Annotated in this window: 20 protein-coding genes and 1 pseudogene; 16 read left to right on the top strand and 5 right to left on the bottom strand. The window is 60.5% G+C overall.

Going from position 1 to position 21,007, the window contains the following annotated elements:
* Positions 1-34 precede the first annotated feature (34 nt).
* Positions 35-394 carry a hypothetical protein gene (locus QQJ98_RS13185; RefSeq protein ID WP_284325813.1) on the bottom strand — a complete coding sequence of 120 codons (360 nt, stop codon included), beginning with the start codon at positions 392-394 and terminating at the stop codon, positions 35-37.
* Positions 395-578: 184 nt separating this feature from the next.
* Between QQJ98_RS13185 and QQJ98_RS13180 the strand changes: the two genes are divergently transcribed.
* From QQJ98_RS13180 to phoB, 7 genes are all read left to right on the top strand, one after another.
* The gene (locus QQJ98_RS13180; protein ID WP_284325812.1) at positions 579-1,607 is read left to right on the top strand and encodes a sensor histidine kinase; all 1,029 of its coding nucleotides are present in this window, start codon (positions 579-581) and stop codon (positions 1,605-1,607) included.
* A gap of 220 nt (positions 1,608-1,827) precedes the next feature.
* On the top strand, positions 1,828-2,883 hold the full coding sequence (locus tag QQJ98_RS13175; RefSeq protein WP_284325811.1) for a substrate-binding domain-containing protein: 1,056 nt from the start codon (positions 1,828-1,830) through the stop codon (positions 2,881-2,883).
* Between the two features lie 92 nt (positions 2,884-2,975).
* Entirely contained in the window at positions 2,976-4,424 is a 1,449-nt protein-coding gene (pstC, locus tag QQJ98_RS13170) for a phosphate ABC transporter permease subunit PstC (RefSeq protein ID WP_284325810.1), read from the top strand.
* Entirely contained in the window at positions 4,421-5,776 is a 1,356-nt protein-coding gene (gene pstA, locus QQJ98_RS13165) for a phosphate ABC transporter permease PstA (RefSeq protein WP_284325809.1), read from the top strand. Before pstC ends, pstA begins: the two co-directional genes overlap by 4 nt.
* A 10-nt stretch (positions 5,777-5,786) precedes the next feature.
* The gene (gene pstB / locus QQJ98_RS13160) at positions 5,787-6,581 is read left to right on the top strand and encodes a phosphate ABC transporter ATP-binding protein PstB (protein ID WP_284325808.1); all 795 of its coding nucleotides are present in this window, start codon (positions 5,787-5,789) and stop codon (positions 6,579-6,581) included.
* A gap of 92 nt (positions 6,582-6,673) precedes the next feature.
* Entirely contained in the window at positions 6,674-7,378 is a 705-nt protein-coding gene (gene phoU / locus QQJ98_RS13155) for a phosphate signaling complex protein PhoU (protein WP_431307826.1), read from the top strand.
* Entirely contained in the window at positions 7,378-8,064 is a 687-nt protein-coding gene (gene phoB / locus QQJ98_RS13150) for a phosphate regulon transcriptional regulator PhoB (RefSeq protein ID WP_431307820.1), read from the top strand. The genes phoU and phoB overlap by 1 nt, the downstream gene beginning before the upstream one ends.
* Positions 8,065-8,239: 175 nt before the next feature.
* On the opposite strand, the gene QQJ98_RS13145 is transcribed toward phoB, so the two are convergent.
* The 4 genes from QQJ98_RS13145 to mazG all read right to left on the bottom strand — a co-directional run bounded on the left by QQJ98_RS13145 (position 8,240) and on the right by mazG (position 12,604).
* Complete coding sequence (locus QQJ98_RS13145) at positions 8,240-9,187, bottom strand: nucleoside hydrolase (RefSeq protein WP_284325806.1); 948 nt, start codon at positions 9,185-9,187, stop codon at positions 8,240-8,242.
* Between the two features lie 188 nt (positions 9,188-9,375).
* Positions 9,376-10,506: a Hint domain-containing protein gene (locus QQJ98_RS13140; protein ID WP_284325805.1), complete on the bottom strand. Its 1,131-nt coding sequence runs from the start codon at positions 10,504-10,506 to the stop codon at positions 9,376-9,378.
* Positions 10,507-10,658: 152 nt separating this feature from the next.
* On the bottom strand, positions 10,659-11,666 hold the full coding sequence (locus QQJ98_RS13135; protein ID WP_284325804.1) for a Fe(3+) ABC transporter substrate-binding protein: 1,008 nt from the start codon (positions 11,664-11,666) through the stop codon (positions 10,659-10,661).
* A 101-nt stretch (positions 11,667-11,767) separates the two neighbouring features.
* A complete protein-coding gene (mazG, locus tag QQJ98_RS13130) occupies positions 11,768-12,604 on the bottom strand; it encodes a nucleoside triphosphate pyrophosphohydrolase (RefSeq protein WP_284325803.1) in 837 nt (278 codons plus the stop codon).
* 55 nt (positions 12,605-12,659) lie between these two features.
* Between mazG and QQJ98_RS13125 the strand changes: the two genes are divergently transcribed.
* The 9 genes and pseudogenes from QQJ98_RS13125 to QQJ98_RS13085 form a co-directional block, all read left to right on the top strand.
* Entirely contained in the window at positions 12,660-13,823 is a 1,164-nt protein-coding gene (locus QQJ98_RS13125; protein WP_284325802.1) for a M20 aminoacylase family protein, read from the top strand.
* Positions 13,824-13,896: 73 nt separating this feature from the next.
* The gene (locus QQJ98_RS13120) at positions 13,897-14,313 is read left to right on the top strand and encodes a DUF6636 domain-containing protein (RefSeq protein WP_284325801.1); all 417 of its coding nucleotides are present in this window, start codon (positions 13,897-13,899) and stop codon (positions 14,311-14,313) included.
* A gap of 77 nt (positions 14,314-14,390) precedes the next feature.
* Positions 14,391-15,788, top strand: a complete 1,398-nt coding sequence (locus tag QQJ98_RS13115; RefSeq protein ID WP_284325800.1) for an aminotransferase — start codon at positions 14,391-14,393, stop codon at positions 15,786-15,788.
* Between the two features lie 395 nt (positions 15,789-16,183).
* Positions 16,184-17,149, top strand: a complete 966-nt coding sequence (speB, locus tag QQJ98_RS13110; RefSeq protein ID WP_284325799.1) for an agmatinase — start codon at positions 16,184-16,186, stop codon at positions 17,147-17,149.
* An 8-nt stretch (positions 17,150-17,157) separates the two neighbouring features.
* Entirely contained in the window at positions 17,158-17,604 is a 447-nt protein-coding gene (locus QQJ98_RS13105) for a DUF1499 domain-containing protein (protein ID WP_284325798.1), read from the top strand.
* Between the two features lie 255 nt (positions 17,605-17,859).
* On the top strand, positions 17,860-18,459 hold the full coding sequence (locus tag QQJ98_RS13100; RefSeq protein ID WP_284325797.1) for a CHAP domain-containing protein: 600 nt from the start codon (positions 17,860-17,862) through the stop codon (positions 18,457-18,459).
* A gap of 77 nt (positions 18,460-18,536) precedes the next feature.
* A complete protein-coding gene (gene prfA, locus QQJ98_RS13095) occupies positions 18,537-19,592 on the top strand; it encodes a peptide chain release factor 1 (RefSeq protein WP_284325796.1) in 1,056 nt (351 codons plus the stop codon).
* Entirely contained in the window at positions 19,589-20,440 is an 852-nt protein-coding gene (gene prmC, locus QQJ98_RS13090) for a peptide chain release factor N(5)-glutamine methyltransferase (RefSeq protein WP_284325795.1), read from the top strand. Before prfA ends, prmC begins: the two co-directional genes overlap by 4 nt.
* A 188-nt stretch (positions 20,441-20,628) precedes the next feature.
* A pseudogene (locus tag QQJ98_RS13085) lies at positions 20,629-20,884 on the top strand (DUF4167 domain-containing protein); the annotation flags it as partial.
* Positions 20,885-21,007 lie beyond the last annotated feature (123 nt).

Raw genomic sequence — 21,007 nt, 5'->3', positions numbered from 1 at the left:
AACCTGTGACCCTCTGAAATCGCGGGGCAGGCGGCTATTCCAGCGGCGTGTCGATCGGCAGCAACTCCAGCTGGATTGCTCCGCTATAGGCGCGCAACTCTGTCTCGATCAGTTTCGGCTTTGGCAGGCGCGGCGTCAGAATCAAGCAGCGGCCGCGATAGCCCAGCGCGTTCAGCTTTGTCAGAACAATCGTGGCATCCAGCGTGGCTGTGAAAAGCGGAAACACCACCAAATCAGGGGCGATGCGGGCCAATTCATCCTCGGTCAGTTGCACGAAGGGCAGGGTAAAGATCAAGCCGTCTTGCGAAATCGGCAGATTACCCCCGTTTGCAAGGTAGAGAATCCGGTGCCGCGGCGGCACAGTCCCGTCGCTGGGCGCTGAATTGGGCTGCATCGCTGCCTCCTACACACACGGCAAGACTCCACACCCTCAGGATGCGCTGCTGTCACACTCTTTGCGCGAATGTTTCTCGTTAAACTCCCGCTACAATAGTTTATTCACGTCTTGGTGAGCAAGCACGAACTGGTCTGATAAGATGACTTACGCTAGAAAGATGCAACAGGATAGGAGTGCCGCGATGGACCATGCAGCAACGCAGGCATTGTTGAACGGGCTGCCGCTGCCGGTGCTGCTGATCGCCCCGGATGAGAGGATCAGCCAAGCCAATGCCCCGGCAATCGCGCTGTTTGGCACGGCCATGCTGGATCGCCACCACGCGCTCAGCTTCCGCAACCCCGAGCTTTTGCAGGCAATTTCAGCGGCCGCGCAGCAGGCAAAGCCGGGCCGCGTGCGCTTGACGTTGCCTGCCGCCGCGCAAGACAGCATCTACGAAGTCTCTGTCAGCCCGGTGCCGCAGGGCGTGCTTTGCGCCTTTGAGGATCGCTCGGCGTGGGAGCAGATGGACCAGATGCGCCGCGACTTTGTTGCCAATGTCAGCCATGAACTGCGCACGCCGCTGACGGCTTTGCTGGGATTTATCGAAACCCTGCGCGGCCCGGCCCGCAATGACGCCCCGGCACGAGAGCGGTTTTTGGTCATCATGGCGTCAGAGGCCGAGCGGATGAACCGTCTGGTGCGCGATTTGCTGCACCTCAGCCGGGTCGAATCCGAAGAGCGGGTGCTGCCGTCCGAAGATATTGATATCGCGGGGCTTTTGCGCTCTGTCACCGTCAGCCTGCGCCCGGTCGCCGAGGCGGCGCGGGTGACGATAAAGCTGCAAGGTGCCGATCAGCCGCTGCTGATCCGCGCCGACCATGACCAGATGACCCAAGTGCTGACCAATCTGGTCGAGAATGCGGTGAAATACGGCAGTCCGGCGGGGGCCGAGGTGCAACTGGCGCTTGCGCCCGAGCAAGGCCCGCGTGGCCAACAGCTGCGCATCAGCGTCACCGATCAGGGTGAGGGCATCGACCCGTTCCACATTCCGCGTCTGACCGAGCGGTTTTACCGCGTCGACGGCCACCGCTCGCGTGAGAAAGGCGGCACGGGTCTGGGTCTGGCGATCGTCAAACATATCGTCAACCGCCACCGCGGCCGCCTGATCATTGAAAGCAAAAAAGGCAAAGGCAGCCGATTCTCGGTGCTGCTGCCCTACGAGCCACGTTAGGCATCTTTGCACGACAACGGCGTTCAGACTGGCCCAAATATCCCCGCCGGAGGCTCCGCGACTGCCACAAACCTGCCGTTTCAGGCCAATCGCCCTGCTCTGACCTCTGCTGTCATATTACTGTTACAAAACTGTCGCAAAACCATAGAATAACCCGCCTAGACGGAGCGGCGAAGGGCAAGCCATCCGGGCCGCCCTCGGGAATTAACTGGAGAGCATAATGTCTCTGATCAAACTGATCCCTTCGGCTGTGGCCATCCTCGCAGCTTCCACCGTGATCGCTTCGGCGCGTGACCAGCTGCAAATCGCAGGCTCGTCCACCGTGCTGCCCTACGCCACCATCGTGGCCGAGGCTTTCGGCGAAAACGGCGATTTCAAAACCCCGGTTGTTGAAGGCGGTGGTTCGGGCGCTGGCCGTAAGAAGCTTTGCGAAGGCGTGGGCGAAAGCACCATCGACATCGCGAACTCTTCTTCGCATATCACCCAGTCTGACGTTGATCTGTGCAAAACCAATGGCGTCACCGACATCATGGAAGTGCGCATCGGTTACGATGGCATCGTATTTGCCTCGGACATCAACGGCCCGGATTTCGTGCTGACCCCGGTTGACGTGTTCAACGCCATTGGTGCCAAAGTCGCTAAAGACGGCGCGCTGGTCGATAACACCGCCAAGACCTGGGCTGACGCCAACGCGGCTCTGCCGGCGCAAGACATCCTGACCTTCATTCCGGGCACCAAGCACGGCACCCGTGAAGTGTTCGACACTAAGGTTCTGCTGGAAGGTTGCAAAACCAACGGCGCTTACGATCTGCTGCTGGCCGCTTCGACCGGTGCTGACGATGCTGCCAAAAAGAAAGAGGCCGAGGCCGCTTGCTTCACCACCCGTACCGATGGCGCTTCGGTGGACATCGACGGTGACTATACCGAAACGCTTAGCCGTATCGCGGCCAACAAGAACGCCATCGGCGTGTTTGGTCTGTCGTTCTACGAAAACAACACCGACAAGCTGAAAGTTGCTACCGTCAACGGCATCGTGCCGTCGGTCGAGACGATCTCGAAAGGCGAATACCCGGTGTCGCGTCCGCTCTACTTCTACGTCAAGAAAGCCCATATCGGCGTGATCCCCGGCCTGAAAGAATACGTCTCGTTCTTCGTGTCGGACGATATGGCTGGCCCGGGCGGCGTGTTGGCAGATTACGGTCTGGTTCCCGATCCTGAACTGGCAGCGACCCAAGCGGCTGTCGAGGCTGAAACCGTCATGGCTCCGCTGAACTAAGCATCCGATCAGAACGGCGCGGGGCACCCCGCGCCGTTCTTCTCCGCCCTCGCTTCCTCTTCCCGGCGACCCCTCTCATTGGCAGGAACCCCATGAGCCTCGGCCTCCTCTCGATTATCCTCCTTGTCCTCGCCGTCGCGGGCTATGTGCTGGGCCGCCGCAAGGCCGTCTCACAAGTCGAAGGCGACATTCGCAAGCTTCATTCGCTGCCGCCGTTCTATGGCCGTATCACCGCTTTGCTGACCGCAGTGCCCGCGTTCTTTCTGATCGCCGCATGGCTGTTGGCGCAACCGCTGTTTCTGGAAAACAAAGCCATCAGCCTGATCAATCCGGCAGAGCTTCCTGCAGGCAAATCGGCCCAACTGGTGATGGCCGATGTCCGCCGCGTGGCCGCTGGTCTGAACATGCTGGCCGCGCGCGGCGAGGATGTAACGCCGCTGCTGGCCAGCCCGAGCGCTTTGAAAACTGCGCTGAACGGCGCAGGTGTGGTGCTGGAAACTGAACCTACGCCGTCCACCCTTGCCGCCACTGCCGCTTTGCGCGATGCGGGCAAAACCTCGCGGCTGGCGATGACCATTGCCGCCTTGGTGCTGGCGGTTGCGGGTCTGGCCTTTGGTCTTAGCCGGATCAACCCCGAATACCGCGCCCGCAACGCCACCGAGCAATTCGCGATGTGGCTGCTGATTGGCTCGTCGCTGGTCGCCGTGCTGACAACCGTAGGCATCGTGGCATCCTTGCTGTTTGAATCGATCCACTTCTTTCAGCTTTACCCGATTTCGGATTTCCTGTTCTCGGCGACATGGACGCCAAAATTCGGCGGCGGCTCGTCCTTGGGCATCCTGCCGCTGCTCTGGGGCACACTTTATGTCTCGGCCATCGCCTTGGTGGTGGCGGTGCCAATCGGCCTGATGTCGGCGATCTATCTGGCCGAATATGCCAGCAAGGCGACCCGCGCCTGGGTCAAGCCCGCAATTGAGATCCTTGCCGGTATTCCGACCATCGTTTACGGCCTGTTCGCGCTTGTCACCGTGGGCCCGTTGTTGCGTGACTACTTCGCGCAGCCTCTGGGCCTCGGCAATTCTTCTTCCTCGGTGATGACGGCTGGCTTGGTCATGGGCATCATGGTGATCCCCTTCGTGTCCTCTTTGTCCGACGACATCATCAACGCCGTGCCGCAATCGTTGCGCGATGGCTCGCTTGGCCTTGGCGCCACACCTTCCGAAACCATCAAGCAAGTCGTGGTGCCTGCAGCTCTTCCGGGCATCGTCGGTGCCGTGCTGCTGGCAGCCTCCCGCGCGATTGGCGAGACGATGATCGTGGTGATGGGGGCAGGGGCCGCCGCCCAACTGTCGTTGAACCCGTTTGAAGCGATGACGACCGTAACCGTGAAAATCGTCAGCCAGCTTACCGGCGATACCGAATTCGCCAGCCCTGAAACCTTGGTCGCCTTCGCTTTGGGTCTGACATTGTTCTGCCTGACCTTGGCGTTGAACATCGTCGCCCTGGTGATTGTGCGTAAATACCGGGAGCAATACGAATGACCGCCTCAGCCCCGCTGAACCCGCGCGCGCATCATGACACCCGCGCGTCACTGCTGGTGCAAGACCCACGCACCAAAGCCCGCAACGCCACCGAAAAACGCTTCCGTGCATACGGTCTTTCGGCCATCGTGCTGGCGCTGCTGGCACTGGTCTGGCTGCTGATCTCGATTTTCGGCAACGGCCTGCCTGCGTTCAAGCAAAGTTTCATCACCATGCCGGTGACGCTGGATGCGGCCCTGCTTGACAAGGGCGGCAAACGCGATCCCGCCGATCTGGCGAAAGCCACCACCATTGCCTATGGCAAGCTGCTGGCCTCTGCCTTGCAGGCCGAAATCGCCGCCAAAGGCATTGATATCGGTGCGATCAAGCCAAAAGACCTTGCCAAGATGATCTCCGAGGAATCGCCCGCCACCCTGCGCAACCGCGTGCTGGCAGACCCCGCGCTGATCGGCACCACCGTTCAGGTGACCGTCCTCGCCTCGGGCCGCATCGACGGCTATTACAAGGGCCGGGTGACGATGGAATCTGCGGCGCTGGACAAGAACACCTCGCCCGAACAACTGGCCCTGGCCGACAAGCTGAAGACGGCAGGCGTGCTGTCTATGCAGGTCAACCCCGGCTTTCTGACCATGCCCGATGCCTCTGACAAACGCCCCGAGGCCGCAGGCCTTGGCGTCGCCATCATGGGCTCGATCTACATGATGCTCGTGGTTCTGGTGCTGGCCCTCCCCATCGGCGTCGCAGCCTCGGTTTATCTTGAGGAATTTGCGCCGAAGAACAAAATCACCGATCTGATCGAGGTGAACATCGCCAACCTCGCCGCCGTTCCCTCGATTGTTTACGGCATCCTCGGCCTGTCGATCTTCATCAACTTCGCAGGCCTGCCGCAATCAGCCCCCATCGTCGGCGGCCTCGTGCTGACCCTGATGACCCTGCCGCGCATCATCATCCCCACCCGCGCAGCGCTCAAAGCCGTGCCCCCCAGCATCCGTGACGCCGCCTTGGGCGTTGGTGCGTCCCGCCTGCAAACCATCACCCACCATGTGCTGCCGCTGGCGATGCCCGGTATCCTCACCGGCACCATCATCGGCCTTGCACAGGCGCTTGGTGAAACCGCCCCGCTCTTGCTGATCGGCATGGTCGCCTTCGTGCGCGACTTCCCCGGCGCCCCGCCCGAGGGGCTGTTCGACCCGGCCTCGGCCCTGCCTGTGCAAATCTACAACTGGACTCAACGCGGCGACCCCGGCTTTGTCGAACGCGCATCGGGTGCCATCATCGTGCTTCTGGTCTTCCTGATCGCGATGAACGCCGTGGCGATCTACTTCCGCCGTAAATTTGAACGCCGCTGGTAAGGAGGCCACAATGAAAGACCAAAGATTGGAGACCCGCGTGGACACCCAGACCATCAAGATTGAGGCCCGCAAGGCGCAAGTTTACTACGGCACGAACCATGCCATCAAAGACGTTGATGTTGATATCATGGACAAAACCGTGACCGCCTTCATCGGCCCATCGGGTTGTGGCAAATCCACTTTCCTGCGCTGCTTGAACCGGATGAACGACACCATCCCGTCGTGCCGCGTCGAAGGCTCGATCACGCTGGAAGGCGAAAGCATCTACGATCCCCGCGTCGATCCGGTGCAACTACGCGCCCGCATCGGCATGGTGTTCCAGAAACCGAACCCGTTCCCGAAGTCGATCTACGACAACGTGGCTTACGGTCCGAAAATCCACGGCCTGACCCGCAACAAGGCCGAACTCGACGCAATCGTTGAATCCTGCCTGCGCAAAGCCGCTTTGTGGAACGAGGTGCAAGACCGCCTCAACGCCCCCGGCACCGGTCTTTCCGGCGGCCAACAGCAGCGTCTGTGCATCGCCCGCGCCATCGCCACCTCGCCCGAGGTTTTGCTGATGGACGAGCCTTGCTCGGCGCTCGACCCGATCGCCACCGCGCAAGTCGAAGAGTTGATCGACGAGTTGCGCAGCCAATTCTCGGTGGTGATCGTCACCCACTCGATGCAGCAAGCCGCGCGTGTCAGCCAACGCACTGCCTTCTTCCACCTCGGCAATCTGGTGGAATTCGGCGAGACCGGGCAGATCTTCACCAATCCGAAAGATCCCCGCACGGAATCCTATATCTCTGGCCGGATTGGTTAAGCGGAATGCGTTGCATACGCTCAAATCTGATCGAAATACGCCCGGTCTTTGGGCGAATTTCGATGCAATTTAACGCAATCCGCTGAGGAACAATCATGCTGAACGAACATATCGCCCGCGCCTTCGACCGTGATCTTGAAGCGGTGCAAGCCATGATCATGAAGATGGGCGGGCTTGTCGAAGCCGCCCTGTCCGATGCCGCCAAGGCTTTGGACACCCAAGATGAATCTTTGGCCGAACAGGTCCGCCAAGGCGATAAGGCCATCGACGCCCTGGAAGAGATGATCAACACCGAATGTGCCCGCCTGATCGCCATGCGGGCGCCTATCGCCACCGACCTGCGCACGGTGCTGACGGTGATGAAAATCGCCTCCAGCCTAGAGCGTTGCGGTGATTACGCCAAAAACCTTGCCAAACGCGCGCTGGTTTTGAACGCGATGACCCCGATCCCCGGTGCCGCAGGTTCCATCCGCCGCATGGCGCGGCAGGTTGGCTTGCTGCTCAAAGATGCTTTGGATGCTTTCGTGTCGCGCGATGCGGGCCTTGCCGCCGAAGTGCGTCTGCGCGATGAAGAAGTCGATCAGATGTATAACGCTTTGTTCCGGGAATTCCTCACCCATATGATGGAAGACACCCGCAACATCTCGGCCTGCATGCACCTGCATTTCATCGCCAAGAATATCGAGCGTGTCGGCGATCATGCCACGACGATTGCCGAACAGGTGATCTACCTCACCACTGGTGCGTTGCCGGATGAGGCCCGCCCAAAAGCCGAACTCGCCGGGGGGGATGCCTGATGGCACCGCGTCCTTCGGTGCTGCTGGTCGAGGACGAGCCCGCCCAGCGCGCCGTCCTGTCCTATAACCTCGAGGCCGAAGGCTTCGAGGTGCGCACCGCCGACAATGGTGAAGACGCGCTTGCGTTGATCACCGAAGAGGCCCCTGATCTGATCCTGCTGGATTGGATGATGCCGCATGTCTCTGGCATCGAGGTCTGCCGCCGCCTGAAAGCCCGTCCCGAAACTCGTGGCATCCCGATCATCATGCTGTCGGCCCGCTCGGAAGAGGTCGATAAGGTGCGCGGTCTGGAAACGGGCGCGGATGATTACGTGATCAAACCTTATTCGGTGGTCGAGTTGATGGCCCGCTTGCGCGCGCAACTGCGCCGCGTGCGTCCCGCCACCGCTGGCCTGCTGCTGGAATGGGGCGACATCCGCCTTGATACCGAAACCCACCGCGTCTATCGCGGCGACAAGGTGCTGAAGCTCGGCCCCACCGAATTTCGCTTGCTTGCGACCTTCATGGAAAAACCGGGCCGCGTATTCTCGCGCGAAAGCCTGCTCGACCGGGTCTGGGGCCGCGACATCTACGTTGATACCCGCACCGTCGATGTCCACATCGGCCGCCTGCGCAAATCGCTCTGCACCTTCGGCGGCGAAGACCCGCTGCGCACCGTGCGCGGTGCAGGCTACGCACTCGGCTGATCCAAGCGCTGCCGCCTCTGGCGCTTTCACAATGGCATAAATATTCCGGGGGTCCGGGGGCTGGCCCCCGGTCCCTGACCATCAATCCGCAGAAACGTTAAAAATCTCTAAACGCTGCCTGATAAGTCATTGATTTCGCACGCCTCAAAACGGTCCCGAGTTGGGACCGCCGAAATCAAAGCCGCGCCAGCCGCTCGGTCAGCAGATCAAAGAAGCCCTGCGCATCGACATCGCCGACGAAAAACGCGTTTTTCGCGCGCTCAGTCACGCCCCACCAATCCGCAACGGTCATCCCCAAGGTCAGCTCAGAGCCGGTCTCAATCTCGACATTGATCAGCCGCCCCTTGAACAGCTCGGGCTTGATCAAATAGGCCACCACGGTCGGATCATGCAAAGGCCCGCCCTCAGAGCCATATTTCGCCACATCAAACCGCTCGAAGAAATCCGCCCATTCCGCCGCAACCCGGCCCACCTCGGTGCCCATCGCCCGAAACCCATCGACCCGCGCCTTGGTTGTCAGCACCTTATGGGTCACATCCAGCGGCATCACCACCAAAGGCACGCCCGCGCGGAACACGATCTCGGCGGCTTCGGGGTCCACATAGATATTGAACTCCGCCGCCGGAGTGATGTTGCCGCCCTCAAAATAACCGCCGCCCATCAGCACGATTTCCTGCACCCGCGCCACCACATCCGGCGCCTGCAAAAATGCCTGCGCAATATTGGTCAGCGGACCTAAAGGACACAGGGTCACCGTCCCCGCAGGCTCGCGCCGCAGGGTTTCGATGATGAAATCCACGCCATGCTGTTCTTGCAGCGGCATCACCGGATCCGCCAACACCGGACCATCAAGACCGCTTTTGCCATGCACATGCTCGGCCGTGACCAGCTTGCGTTTCAACGGGCGATCACAGCCAGCGAAAACCTTCAGATCCGGCCGCCCCGCCAGTTCGCAGATCATCCGGGTGTTTTTCTGCGTCAAAGCCAGCGGCACGTTGCCCGCCACAGCCACCAGACCCAGCACCTCGATATCTTCGGGGCTGCCCAGAGCCAGCATGATGGCGAACGCATCATCTTGGCCCGGATCCGTGTCGATGATGATTTTGCGCGCCGAGTTTGCCATATTCTGCTCCATTTTTGCAGATACACAACTGTATTCCCCGCGCCTTGTCCATATGGTCAAAAAAGAAAAGGCCGCGCGCGCGACCAAATCCATGTCTATTTCAATCGCCGTATCCGATCAGTCATCGAAATTGAGCTTTTCGATCAATCTCGACACTTCAAGCGGACGCGACCATGGCCCGCGTCCGACTATCCGGCGCTTTGCACCAGCGACTTCCCGCTGCGGTGGTGCCGGGCGGCCAGATTGCGACTGTGGCGACCATTCAGACAGGGCCGGGCTGGCACCGGGCCCTGCGGGGTGGCATCTGCGCCAAAGCCCAATTCGGGGAACAGCGCCAACACCTCGGCGCGCGCTTGCGGCGACAGGCTGCGCAAAGCCTGCGCGCCGGGCAGCATCGATTCAGTGGCAGCACCTTGGGCGAAAACCACCTGATGCGCCGGACACAAGAAATGCACATAGGTCACATCCTGCGCCTGCAGATCGACGCTGATGCCCGGCAGGCCCAGCAAATGCTTGGCCGCGACAAGCACCTCGCGCGCGCCACTGACGCGGTGCGTGGTGTCCGAGGCAACAAGAATGCGGTGCTGCGGCGAGACCAACAGATCGCGCTGCGGCACCCCGGCGCCCAAGGCACCCGCCGCGATCCGCACAGGCCGCAATCCCGGATGCAAGCCCAAGTCGCGCGCATCCAGATAGCGCGCGCTGCACCATGCAATCGGCTGTGCGCCCGCATCTTGTGTGAAAACCAGATCACCCACGCCCAGCGTTTCAACGGCCCTTTCGCCATCGGGCGTCGCAATCAGCGTTCCTGCGACAAAACACGGCACGCCATTGACCAGCGCATCATATTGCGCCTGCCCACGCCAATCGCCGTTGCTCAGCGTGATGCTGTCACCTGCAGCAACGGGAATATCAAAGGCGTAGTAATAGGGGCCCAGCTGCCCGCCGCCCCAATCATCCATAAAGGTCGCGGGATCAGATCCGTTGTAGATCCGCAGCATATAGGCGGTGCCAGTCTGTCCGGTGCTGGCGTTATAGATGGTGAATTTATAGACCGATTGCACGATATGCCCGGATGCGCCCAAGCCATCGATATCCTGCCCCAACAATTGCCCGCTCGGGTCAAACGTTTCAGCGTTGGTCTGATAGTCAGAATGACTCAGCCCGTCTTCGCTGCTTTCATCGTCGAGGATGCCGTCATCATCCGCCACCGTCATCATGCGCGGCGCACCGCCGACGGTAAAAGTCCCCTCCGAAAAGTTGTTCGGGGACAGGCCGATGTCATCGTTTGAAATCACACTGAAGCTAAATACAGCCATCACACACTCCACCAAGCCGAATTTCATTTCGGCACACTCAAAACAAGCAACAGGTCGCACTGCTTGCTCTAGGTGAAGAATTTGACAGAAAAGTGTTGGAAGTTTGCGAAAGCCACGGCGACCTTCGCAAACTTCTATCGGTGATCAGCGGATCAGTTGTCGAAATCGACTTCTTCGATCAGCTTCAACGCTTCGGGGCGCGCGGCGGCGACCTCGGCCAGCGTCAGACTGTCTGGCGTAAAGCTGCCCCAGCTTTGCACCAAGGCCGAGCGTTCGACCCCAGCCTCGATCGGGAATTCGTAGTTGGTTTCGGCATAGATATGCTGGGCTTCGTCTGACGACAGCCATTCCATCAGCTTCAGCGCGGCATCATGGTTCGGCGCCGATTTGGTCATCGCCACCCCCGAGATGTTCATATGGGTGCCGCCGCCTTCAAACACCGCAAACACCGGGCGCACCGAGTCTGCCCATTCTTTCTGCTCGGGATCGTTCAGCATCTGACCCAGATAATAGGTGTTGCCGATAGCAATATCACATTCCCCAGCCCAGATCGCCTTGACCTGATCGCGGTCGCCGCCATTGGGTTTGCGCGCCAGATTGGCCTTCAGACCTTCAAGCCAGGTCTTGGTATAGGCCGCGTCGTGATGCGCAAGAATGGCCCCGGTCAGCGCCACATTATAGTCATTGGTGCCCGAGCGCGTGCAGATCCGGCCCTTCCACTTCGGGTTGACCAGATCTTCATAGGTGGTGATTTCGCCATCAGCCACGCGCTCTTTCGAGGCATAGACAATCCGCGCCCGTGCGGTCAGGCCGAACCATTGCTTGCCCGGATCGCGGTATTCGGCGGGGATGTTTTTCTCCAGCACTGCCGAGTCGACGGGCTGGGTGACGCCTGCGTTCACCACTTCCATCAGTCGCGCGATGTCCACCGTCAGGATCAGATCGGCGGGTGAGCGGTCGCCCTCGGCCACCAGACGTTCCGCCATGCCCTTGTCAACAAAGGCGATATTCACCGTGATGCCGGTTTCCTTGCTGAACGCGTCGATCAGCGGCTGGATCAGCTCGGGTTGGCGGTGCGAATAAATGTTCACTTCCTCGGCCAGTGCGGGCAGGGCAGTGCTGGCCAGTGCAAGCGCAAAAAGGCTGAAACGCAGCTTCATGGTTGAGTCCTTTTGTCAGGTATCTAGGCGCGCTTAAAGCCGATGCGGCCTGATGCGTCAATACCTGAGTAAATAGCTTTGACCGCTGCGCCACCCGCCGCCTAGCGCGATTTTTCCTCGGCCTTGGCGCGATTCCACAACGCATCCATTTCCGCCAGATCGCTGTCAGCAGGGCTGCGTCCCGCCTCTGCCAGCCAATCCTCAATCCGAGCAAAGCGGCGGCTGAATTTGGCATTGGCCGCACGCAAGGCAGCTTCTGGGTCAACCTTAAGATGCCGCGCTAGATTGGCCATCACAAACAGCAAATCGCCAAATTCTTCAGTGACTTCCGCTTGGGTCAACTGATCGCGCGCCTCGACCAGTTCGGCGGCTTCTTCGGCGATTTTGGCAACCACCTCATCGGTGGAAGGCCAGTCAAACCCCACCCGCGCCGCGCGCTTTTGCAGTTTCACCGCGCGGGTCAGCCCCGGCAGACCCAAAGCCACACCGTCCAGCACGCGGGCTGTCTGGCCACCGCGTTCAGCGGCCTTGATCTTCTCCCAATCCAGCGTCTGCTGTTCGGACGATTTGTCGCGGGATTCGGTGCCAAACACATGCGGATGCCGCGCGATCATCTTGTCAGAAATCGCCCGAACCACGTCCTGAAATCCAAAGATCCCCTGATCGGTCGCCATCTGGGCATGAAACACCACCTGCAACAAAAGGTCGCCCAATTCGCCCGGCAATTCATCCCAAGCCTGCCGCGCGACTGCGTCCGCTACCTCATGGGCTTCCTCGATCGTATAGGGCACGATGCTGGCGAAATCCTGCTCGATATCCCACGGGCAGCCCGAAACCGGATCGCGCAGCCGCCGCATGATCTCCAAAAGCCGCGCGATGCCGCCATCAGGATCACGCACAAGTTGATCGGAGCGGTCGTCAGAATGGGGCAGGGGCATTGCCGATCCCTTCCAGATAAGATTTGATCAAAGGCTAGCAAATCAGGAGTCCCGCATGCCCGTCCTCAACCGTATCGCCGCTTATGCCGAGGAAATGAAGGGCTGGCGCAGGCATTTGCACGCGAATCCAGAGCTGTCTTTCGATTGCCACAACACCGCTGCTTATATCGTCGAGCGTTTGCGCGAAATCGGCGTTGATGAGATTCACCCCGGCATCGCCAAGACCGGCATCGTCGCCATCATCAACGGACAGGGAGATGGCCCGACCATCGGCCTGCGCGCCGATATGGATGCGTTGCCTATTCAGGAAATCACCGGGGCCGAATACGCCTCGACCATCCCCGGCAAGATGCACGCCTGCGGCCATGATGGCCATGTGACCATGCTGCTGGGGGCGGCGAAATATCTGGCCGAAACCCGCCGCTTCAAGGGCCGCGTGGCGCTGATGTTCCAACCCGCCGAGGAAGACGGCGCGGGCGGCATGGTGATGGTGAACGAGGGCGTGATGGACCGCTTTGCTGTCGAACAGGTCTACGGCATCCACAACGCGCCGAACGTGCCCTTTGGGCATTTCCTGACGACCCCCGGCGCGCTGATGGCAAGCGTCGATACCGCCTATGTCTATCTCACCGGCAAGGGCGGCCATGGCGCCACCCCGCATGAAACCATTGATCCGATTGTGGCTTTGGTCGGCATGATCTCGGCAATCCAGACCATCATCCCGCGCAACATCTATGCTTTGGACGAGGCGGTTTTGTCGGTGACGATGGTGAACTCTGGCACCGCTTCCAACATCATCCCCGAAGAGGCGATGTTCGCCGCCACCATCCGCTGCTTCAAACCCGAAGTCCGCGCCCTGCTGAAAAAGCGCTTCTATGAGATCGTCGAAGGTCATGCGGCCGCTTACGGTGTGCAGGCCCGCATCGACTATGACTGGGGCTATCCCGCCACCATCAACCACGCAGAGCAAGCCGCTTTCGCCACCGAAGTCGCCGCCGAAGTCGTTGGCGAAACCTCGGTGAACGGCAATTCCGTGCGTGAAATGGGCTCGGAAGATTTCTCTTACATGCTCGAAGCCCGCAAAGGCGCCTATCTGTTCATGGGCACCGGGCCGGGCGCTGGCCTGCACCACGCAGCCTATGATTTCAACGACGAAGCCGCCCCAATCGGTGCGTCGTTCTTCGCGCGTCTGGTTGAACGCGCGCAACCCTTGGCCTGATCGCCGCATAACTTTCTAGCGCAGCCGCCCCCGGCTGCGCTAAGCTGCTGCCATTGATATGACAGGAGCCATTATGAACCGCCTCACCTTTGCCCTCACTTTGCTCGCAGCCCCGTTTATCGCAGCCCCGGCCTGTGCCGACGATTACCTCGCCTTTCATTCGCCCTCGGGCAATATCCAATGCGCGATCTCGACCGGCGATTACGCGCAAGTGCGCTGCGATATGGCGTCACTGACCCCCACCTACCGCAAAGCCCCGGCGGATTGCGAATTTGACTGGGGCAGCAGCTTTGCCGTCGACGCGGGCGGCAAAGGCTATCTGGCATGCGTCTCGGATGCCGTTGCCGATCCCGGCGGCGTCGAGTTGGGGTATGGCAAGTCGATCACGCTTGGCCCGTTCACCTGCACCTCTGAAAAATCCGGCATGGAATGTACGAACCCCGGCGGGCATGGCTTCAAGCTGTCGAAAGCAAAGCAAAGCCTGTTCTAAACTTTTGATCAAATACCCTCTGGCATTTTTATGGGCTTTGGCTATGTTGGCCAAATCATATTGACTGGAGATTCAAAATGAATGCCCCCGCAAGCCTGCCGAACACCTCTGCGTTTGAGATGGACCGCGCCCATGTCCTGCACCCTTGGGCAAACTTCGGGCCGTTCGAGAAAGCCGGCTCTTTGGTGATCGCACGCGGGCAGGGGGCGAAACTCTGGGATGAACAGGGGCGCGAGTATTTCGACGCCGTAGGCGGCATGTGGTGCACCAATATCGGCTTGGGTCGTCGGGAAATGGCCGATGCGATTGCCGAACAGGCCGAACGTCTGGCCTTCGCCAACCACTTTGTTGACATGACCAATGATCCCGCCGCCCGCCTTGCCGCCAAACTGGCTGAACTGGCCCCCGGTGATCTGAACCGCGTGCATTTCACCACCGGCGGCTCTACGGCGGTCGATACGGCGGTGCGTGTGGTCAGCTATTACCACCACGCGCGCGGCAACCCTGATAAAACCGACATCGTGGCGCGGGAAAACTCTTACCACGGCTCGACCTACCTGACCCAATCGGTCGGCAAGCGCAACGGCGACCGGATCGAGGAATTCCGCTACAAGACCGAAGGCATCCACCATCTGTCTTGCCCCAACCCCTACCGCCGCCCCGACCATATGACCGAAGCGCAATTCTGCGATGACCTGATCGCGGAATTTGAAGCCCTGATCGCCAAAGTCGGTGCCGACCGCATCGGCGGCTTTATCGCAGAACCGATTCAGGCCTCGGGCGGCATCATCGTGCCCCCCCAAGGTTATCTGCGCCGGATGTGGGAGGTCTGCCAGCGCCACGACATCCTGTTCATTGCGGACGAGGTGGTGACCGCCTTTGGCCGGATCGGCCATTGGTTCGCCTCGGAAGATGCGTTCGGCGTGCAGCCCGATATGATCACCTGCGCCAAAGGCCTGACCTCGGGCTACCTGCCGTTGGGCGCTTTGATCTTGTCTGACCGCATCTGGGACGCGATGGCCAGCGGCGGTCATCGCTGGTTCACCACCGGCCTGACCTATTCCGGCCATCCGGTTTCCTGCGCCTGCGCGCTCAAAAACATCGAGATTCTCGACCGCGAGGGCCTGCTGGCCAATGCAGCCCGCGTCGGCGCCTATTTCAACACCCGTCTGCAAACGCTCGCCGATCTGCCGCTGGTTGGCAATGTGCGCGGGCAGGGCCTTATGCTTTGCGTGGAAAACGTCGCCAATAAAGCCACCAAAGAGCTGCTGCCCGATGAGGTGAATGAAAGCAAACGCATCTCGGATGTCTGCGAATCCCTCGGCCTGCTGGTGCGCCCGATCGGCCATCTGAATGTGATGTCGCCGCCCTTGATCATCACCGAAGCAGAAGTTGATTTTGTCGTAGATACGCTCGAAACCGCCATCCGCCGCGTCAGCGACGATCTGGTGCGCGAAGGGCATCGTCTGGGCTGACCGAAACGGCAGCACAACGTCGCGCAGAGTATTCAGGGCAATCTGAATACTCCGCCTGGCGGGTTAGACCCACACCCACCGCCCGCCCGCTTAATCCCGCCAAAGCCCGCAAAAAGTATGGCCGCTTTCCATACGGTTTATGGCCGTTTTCCAGACAGCGATTCCGCTGGAAAATCAGCCGATTAACCGTTGATTCGCCGCGTTTTGGCACAACACCGCCCCGCGCCCCGATTTGCTCTTTTTGAAATACTCCCCCCGGAGGGTTCGACAGCCCCGCCAAAGCCGCCGTATCAGACTTGACAACATCCTGCGGCTGGCTTCCTCTGCACCCCCGGATCCGCGCGTCTCCGGCCCTTCGGGGGAAAGACGCAAGCGCGTTTATCCGCGAGTTTATCATGGCCCTAGAAGACGCCAAATCCGAAATCGACACTGCTTTCACCCGCACCACCCAGCGCGGCTATGCCTTTGAGAATGCGTTCTCGGGGGCAACCAGCTTCCTGCGCCGCACTTATACCAAAGACCTCACCGGGGTGGATCTTGCCATCACCGGCGTCGCCTTTGATCAGGCGGTGACCCACCGCACAGGCACCCGCTTCGGGCCCCGTGCGATCCGCGAGGCCAGCAGTTTGCAGCCCTATGACCCGCCCTATGGTTGGCCAACCAACCCGCTGGAAGATATGAATATTATCGACTACGGCGATTGCGCGTTTGATTATGCCAAGACCAGCGCTTTCCCGGACACGCTGACCGCGCATATCGCCAAAATCCTCGCCGCAGGTGCGGGCAGCATCACTTTGGGTGGCGATCACTATATCACTTTGCCGATCCTGCGCGCCTATGCGGAGAAATTCGGGCCGCTTTCAGTGATCCATTTCGACGCCCATTCAGACCTGTGGCCCGATGACGACATGAGCAGGATCGACCACGGCACGATGATGTATAAGGCGGTCAAACAGGGCTATGTCGACCCCGCGCGCTCGGTGCAAATCGGCATCCGCACCACCACCGAAGACTACCTTGGCTTCAACGTCATCGACGCGCGCTGGGTGCATGAAAGCGGCACATCGGCCACGGTCGCCCGCATCAAAGACATTGTGGCCGATCATCAGACCTACCTCACCTTCGACATCGACGCGCTTGACCCATCTGTCGCCCCGGGCACAGGCACCCCAGTGTGGGGCGGCCTGCACAGCTGGCAAGCCGCAGCCATCCTGCGCGATCTGGCGGGCATCAACATGGTCGGCGGCGATATTGTCGAAGTCTCGCCCCCCTATGATACCACAGGCGCCACCGCCATCGCGGGCGCGCATGTGGGGTATGAGCTGATCTGCCTTTACCACTGGGCCAAAACACAAAGATGAGGAAAATCATGACCTTCGCCATCATAGTCTTGGTTGCTTTGGCGGGGGTCATGGCCTTCATCCGGTTGTCTCCCAGCGATCCGGCGCAGTGGCACGTAGCGCTTGCTCCGCGCCCGGCGGCCCTTGCCACCCCCAGTCCCGACAAGATCAGCCCAGTGCCAAACGGAGCTTACACCGATCTGATTGCAGCCCCCGATCAGACCCAAGCCATGCTGGCCGCCCTTGACAGCGCCGCGCTCGCCACCCCGCGCACCGTCCGCATCGCGGGCAGCGCAGAGACGGGGCGGATCACTTGGCAAACCCGCTCTTTGTTCTGGGGCTTTCCCGATTACACCACCGCCGAAGCCACGCCAGACGGCATCACCCTCTATGGCCGCCAGCGCTTTGGCAAAGGCGATTTCGGCGTCAACGCGGCGCGAATCTCGGGCTGGATCGCGGCGCTTGGCCCGCGCTAGCGCGCACTGGTTCCCTCCACCGCCCAAAAAAAGCGCTCATCGCACAGCCCATATCAGCCGCAAAGCCGCCAAAACTGGCCGTTTTTGACCATTTCTTGCCAGATCTGCTGAATTGAGCGGCGGATTACCGCCAAGCCATATTTCAGTTTGTTGATCTTTGACACGGATCGGTGAATGTCCGCCGCAGTGCAGCGTGAGCTTGGATCAACCAAGACGCGCCGCGGCAAAGCAAAACAAAAAGACTTGGGACAGAACATGGCTGTAAACTTCCTCGATTTGGCCGCAGTGCCACGCTTTGCCGCTTTGTGTGGCATCCTGGCCCTGACAGCCGCCTGCGTGCCGACCAACTCGGAAGTCACCATGCTTTCATCCCGCCCTGATCTGCTTGAACCCGGCCTGAACCCGAATTTCGTCTCAAAAGCCATCGGCAACGCAAAAGCCAAGCGCGCAAAGGGCCAAAAGGTCTGGTGCGTGCCGTTTGCGCGCGATGCCAGTGGGGTCGAGATCAAGGGCAATGCGGGCACTTGGTGGGATCAGGCAAAAGGCAAGTTCCAACGCGGCCATGCGCCAGTTGAGGGCGCTGTGATGGCGTTTTCCTCAACCCGCAAGCTGCCAAAGGGCCATGTTGCGGTTGTCTCTGAAGTGGTATCTGACCGCGAAATTCTGATCGACCATGCCAATTGGAAGCCCAGCCAGATTTCCTTGGGCATGACCGTTGTGGATGTCTCGCCCAAGAACGATTGGTCTGTGGTCAAGGTTGCCAGCGTCGGCGATACCTTGGGCCGTGCCTATCCGATTGATGGCTTCATCTGGAACGCGCCGACCCAAGCCACGCTGCTGGCCACCACGCCGTAAGGCGCCCATGCCTCTTGGCCGCATCCTCGTGACGGCAGCCTCTTGACCGCAGCCGCGCGATTGGCCAAACCGCTGGCATGGTTCCGTTAGAAAAACTCGCCCAGATCACCCAGCGTTTCGAGTTTCTCGAAGCAAAGCTGAACGCAGGCGCATCGCCGGCTGAAATCGCCACCTTGTCGCGCGAATATTCCGATCTAAAGCCCGTCGCGGATGAGATCGTGGCCTATCGCCGCGCTTTGGACGATCTGGCCGAGGCCGAGATCATGCTTGCCGATCCCGAAATGAAGGCTTTGGCGGAGGATGAGATGCCCGCGCTGAAAGCCCGTATCCCCGAGATGGAATCGCGGCTGCAAATCGCACTTTTGCCAAAAGATGCTGCCGACGCCCGCCCCGCCATCCTTGAAATACGCCCCGGCACCGGGGGGGATGAGGCCGCGCTTTTCGCTGCCGACCTTCTGCGGATGTATCAGCGCTTTGCCGAGAAAATGGGCTGGACCTTTGAAGTGCTGGAACAGCAGGACTCGGAACTTGGCGGCATCAAGGATGTGCAGGTGCATATCGCGGGCGAAGGTGTGTTCGCCAAACTGAAGTTTGAATCCGGCGTGCACCGCGTCCAGCGTGTGCCGGAAACCGAGGCGCAGGGCAGGGTGCATACCTCTGCCGCCACTGTCGCCGTGTTGCCCGAGGCCGAAGAGGTCGATCTGGTGATCCCAGCCTCTGATATCCGCATCGACACCATGCGCGCCTCCGGGGCTGGTGGTCAGCACGTGAACACCACCGACAGCGCCGTGCGGATCACCCATATTCCCACCGGGATGATAGTGGTCTCCGCGCAGAAATCGCAGCACCGCAACAAGGAAATTGCCATGCAGGTGCTGCGCGCCCGCCTGTTCGATCTGGAACGCGCCCGCGTCGATGACGCCCGCGCGGCGGAACGCAAATCTCAGGTCGGCTCGGGGGATCGCTCAGAACGCATCCGCACCTATAACTTCCCGCAAGGCCGGATGACCGACCACCGCATCAACCTGACGCTGTATTCCTTGGGCCAGATCATGCAGGGCGATCTGATCGAAGTCGTCGATGCGCTGGTCGCCCACGATCAAGCCAGCAAACTGGCCGAGATGGAGGCATGACGGCGCAAAATGCCCTGCGCTTGGCGATCCCGCGCTTGACCGCCGCAGGCATCGAAAACGCCCCCCGCGACGCGCGCCTTTTGCTGGCGCACGCAATGGGCATCGCGCCAGACCGCCTGACCCTGCATCTCCCCGATGGCTTGAGCATTGCCGCGCAAGCCGCCTTTGATGCAGCCATCACCGCCCGCAGCAATCATCAGCCGGTGTCGCAAATCACCGGGCAGCGGCAGTTCTGGGGCCGCAGCTTCAAAGTCACCAAAGACACCCTCGACCCCCGCCCCGAGACCGAAATTCTGGTGGCTGAAGCCCTGTCGCGCCCGTTCCTCAAACTGCTGGATCTTGGCACCGGCACTGGCTGTATCCTGCTGTCCTGCCTTGGCGATATGCCGATGGCAAGCGGCGTTGGCAGTGACCTCTCCGCCAAAGCGCTTGCCGTCGCGCAAGAAAATGCCACTGCGTTGAACCTCGCCACCCGCGCGAAATTCCTGCAATCGGATTGGCTGAAAGGCATCTCGGGCCGCTTTGATCTGATCACCTCAAACCCGCCCTACATCGCCGCATCCGAGATGCCAAACCTTTCCCCCGACGTTCTGCAGTGGGAGCCTCACGCGGCCCTCACCCCCGGCGGCGACGGCCTTGATGCCTATCGCGCCATCGCTGCCCAAGCCCCGGCGCGGCTGCTGGCAGGGGGGCGCCTGATCCTCGAGATCGGCCCGACCCAAGCCCATGCGGTCACCACGCTCTTGGCCGCACAGGGGTTGATCAACATCCGCACCCTCCAAGACCTTGACGGCCGCGACCGCGTTGTTTGCGGCGAAAAGCCGCAAGGTGGCGCTGATTGCGGCTGATTTGGAGGATTCTCACAAGAATCTCCTTGTCAGAAGCCCCCCCCTGTGATTATTCAATTCCACGCGACATTCGGTGCAATTCGGCACTGACCCGCGCAAACCCGGTCATTGCTGCCATGCCCCGATAGGGCAGACGATCCTGACAGGATCAGGCGCATACCACCGGACTATCTGGATCAAAGGACAAGATGCGCTCTTCCAAGTCCCGTTCGCGTTCAAAGACGAATCGCCCGCGCACCCTCGGCAATATCATCAACCGCGTCTTCGACAGCTCTGGCCCCGAAGGCAAAGTGCGCGGCACGCCGCAACAGATCATCGAGAAATATCAGATGCTGGCGGGCGACGCACAGCGCTCGAACGACCGTGTGGCTGCCGAGAATTTCAGCCAACACGCTGAACATTACACCCGCATGCTGGCCGAAGCCACGCGCGAGATGGCTGCCGAACAGGAAAGCCGTCAGCAGTATCAGGGCGGCCAAAACGGCCAGTCCGGCAACACCACTCAGTCTGGCAACACCAGTCAAAATGGTGGCAACGGCCAGAATGGCAACAACGGCCAGAACAACA

The sequence above is a fragment of the Cypionkella aquatica genome (assembly GCF_030161095.1).
Classification (GTDB): domain Bacteria; phylum Pseudomonadota; class Alphaproteobacteria; order Rhodobacterales; family Rhodobacteraceae; genus Cypionkella; species Cypionkella aquatica.
Note: the sequence above shows the minus strand (reverse complement) of the source record. Positions and strands in the feature narration are given on the sequence as shown.